At 60.4% G+C, this 2,698-nt stretch carries 4 protein-coding genes; all 4 read right to left on the bottom strand.

From position 1 onward, the window contains the following. Positions 1-344: 344 nt before the first annotated feature. Positions 345-521, bottom strand: coding sequence for a hypothetical protein (locus ACO41U_RS10285; RefSeq protein WP_485943741.1), 177 nt, complete (start codon positions 519-521; stop codon positions 345-347). Positions 522-561: 40 nt separating this feature from the next. Then, positions 562-684, bottom strand: a complete 123-nt coding sequence (locus ACO41U_RS10280; RefSeq protein ID WP_485943739.1) for a hypothetical protein — start codon at positions 682-684, stop codon at positions 562-564. Between the two features lie 103 nt (positions 685-787). Continuing rightward, positions 788-2,263, bottom strand: a complete 1,476-nt coding sequence (locus tag ACO41U_RS10275; RefSeq protein ID WP_485943737.1) for a subtype B tannase — start codon at positions 2,261-2,263, stop codon at positions 788-790. A 110-nt stretch (positions 2,264-2,373) separates the two neighbouring features. Continuing rightward, on the bottom strand, positions 2,374-2,698 hold a 325-nt coding region (locus ACO41U_RS10270; protein ID WP_485943735.1), incomplete at its 5' end, for an arsenate reductase family protein.

The following is a 2,698-nucleotide window of genomic DNA, read 5'->3' as shown; positions in this document are numbered from 1 at the left end:
CGCCGCCTGCGCCCTGGAGGCCGCCAGGGACAGAAGCAGGACCGCCGCCCCAATGGCGCTACGCATCTTAAAGGTCCGGAACATTTCGCAGAGAACCTCCTTAGAGAAAAAGGTCGTTCCACTTCCTGTTCTATTCTACCTCATAACGCGTGAACGCCGGATTGCTCCGCTAAAAGCGACAGACAGGTTGAAAGCGCTGAGCGCGGATGAAACAGGGGGGCGGTCCCAAACCGTCCCCCTTATCGTTAGCTTAACCCGTCGGGAGATACCCCGACGCGACGTCTTCCGCCTCAGAAAGGACGTGTCCCTGCGGGCCAGATACAATCAACGGGCGAGGCTGAAGGTCAAACCTGCCCCGTTTTTTCCAGGGACTGGATTTCCTCCAGGGGCAGTCCGGTTGCCTCTGCGATTCTGGTTAAGTCCAGCCCCATCCGAAGCAGGTTCCGAGCCGCTTCCGTTCGGCCGAGTTGTATGCCCCTTGCCTCTCCCCTTCCCTCCACCTTGTCCAAAACGCTCAGCATGGTAACGCTCTCCCCCTCCCTGAATTGATTCTGCGCCTCCTCAAAGCGGATGGTCTCGCGTCAGTGCCGACAACAGCTTCAGCACCCCGTCCACGTGCTTCACAACCTGACAAGAGGGAACGTAATCCCGGTTCCGCCTCATCTGCACAAAGTAGTCCGCCACGATCCTGAAGTCGCTCGTGAAACGATCGCGCCCCTCCAGGGCGCCTCTTATTCGTGTACTTCGACAACTTTTCCGCTTATCGTCTAAAAGCTTGGAGATGAAATTACCTTCCCTCGGCGCAGACCGATCTTATCCAATCGAAAAGTTCGTCCAGGTCGTAGTCGCCGCCATGCCCCTGCCCCCAGGGCACCGCGAAATTGACGTCAAGCCCGGCATTGTCGAGAACCGCAGCCAAAATGACGGGCACGGCAAGAGAGGTATCTCTATCGACGGCCCCGTGGCGAATCCTCCAGTGCTGTGCGGGCTTTACCTCCTTGAGTCCGATGTAATTCATCGGGTTCAGCATCTTGACAACAGTGCTTTCAGCCAGGGCCCCGCCCGCAGTGTCGTGATCCTGCCCAAACCGCGTGAAGTGCCGGGCCTTAACAGATTGAGTGCCGAACAGCTCGTTCTCTCCCGTGTTCAGGTCCGGCGCGTCGAAAGCCGGAGCCGTCTTCATTCGCCCGACGTACCGAATGTACGCCTCGAAGTCGATCGCGGTCACCTTCCCATCCCGAACTGTCAGCCACTCCAGGGCAGACAGGTCCGTCCCCTGATCCATCACTCTTTGAGCGGAGGCAATCACCCAGGACCCGACATAGTCCTTGAAGGACCCATTGCCGTCCGCATCAAGGGTCAACGCCGCCCCGCCTCCTTCGAGTTTCAGTCCGTTCAGGTATCCTGTGAAATGACGCTTCAACTCCTCGGAGGCCCGTTTCTGCTCCTCCGTCAGCGTCCCCTTTACCTTGGGACGAGCCTCCTGCGAGATGACGGCGCGCCCTCCGGGAGATGGCATCGTCCCTGGCATCATCGTCTGCTCGTAATCGTTGACGCCGTTAAACAGCCACTCGTAAGCCATGTCGGCGTGCTCCAGGTTCGTGATAGGGCAGTAGGCGGAGACGGCAAAGATATCGTCGCTTGCCTCGGCCGCGCCGAGCAAAGCCAGGTAGGGTTCGTAGTCCGGGGCATTCCCGGTCGCGCCAAGCAGTGCGGAGAGGGCTCCTCCGGCGCTGGTACCATTTGAGACGATCCTCGCAGCGTCACCGGGCATCCGTTTGTCGTTGTGGTGCAGGTAGCGTACCGCGGCCTTCAGGTCCACGATGCAGGCCGGGGCCTTGCCCGTATATCGGCCGGCCTCGTCCTGAGTCGTCCGACCGCGTACACCGGGCGAGGCCACGACATACCCCCGGGACAGGGCCAGGAACGAGGCGTTCGGGTTCCCGTCTCTGTCCTCTCCGGGACCTCCCGGCTCCCCCGGAAAGTAGCCGCCAACCGTGTTCGGGAAGAAGATTGGCGCCGTTTCGGCAGTATAGCCGTCGACGGTTCCCCCCTCGAAATACGGCTTGGGGATGTAGATGTTCATGACCTGAAGCTTTGCATCCGCCGGTCGGCTCACGTAAGGGACGTTCTCGTAGGCGCGGTAGGTGATGGTACTGCCCTTCAACGTCAGGGTCACCGTGTCCCCCGAGTCCGGATCGAACTCCAGGTCTGCAGCCTCGCCCGCCCCTGCAAGTCCCGCAAGCCAAACGAGTCCCAACATAAAGGCACTCCACGAATTCGTCATCGTGATATCTCCTCTCAACACGTATCGGTGCGAACCACTCGTCCGCCTAAGGGCGGAATGCCCCGTCCGAGGTTACCGTGGCCTACCTATAAGGCCTCCGCCCAGGCCGCCTCGCGGAACCCGATCAGCACGATCTCCTCCGTCACCAGCAGGGGGCGTTTCACGAGCATTCCATCGGATGCCAGCAGCCTCAGTGCCTCCTCCTCGCTCATCTCCGGCAGCTTGTCCTTCAGCCCCAGGGCACGATAGTTCATGCCGCTGGTGTTGAAAAAACGCTTCAGGGGCAGATTGCTTCGTCTTTGCCATTCCTGCAACTCCGGGACCGTCGGTGGGGCCTGGACGATGTCCCGGAACGTATAGCTCAAGTTTTTCGCGTCCAGCCACTCCCTGGCCTTTCGGCAGGTGCTGCAC

It is taken from the genome of Fretibacterium sp. (assembly GCF_057312375.1).
This window is presented reverse-complemented; position numbering and strand designations above follow the sequence as displayed.

What these genes read in the sequence shown, in the direction of transcription:
- ACO41U_RS10275 (WP_485943737.1), bottom strand. Translation starts at nt 2,263, where the DNA reads ATGTTGGGACTCGTTTGGCTTGCGGGACTTGCAGGGGCGGGCGAGGCT.
- ACO41U_RS10285 (WP_485943741.1), bottom strand. Translation starts at nt 521, where the DNA reads ATGCTGAGCGTTTTGGACAAGGTGGAGGGAAGGGGAGAGGCAAGGGGC.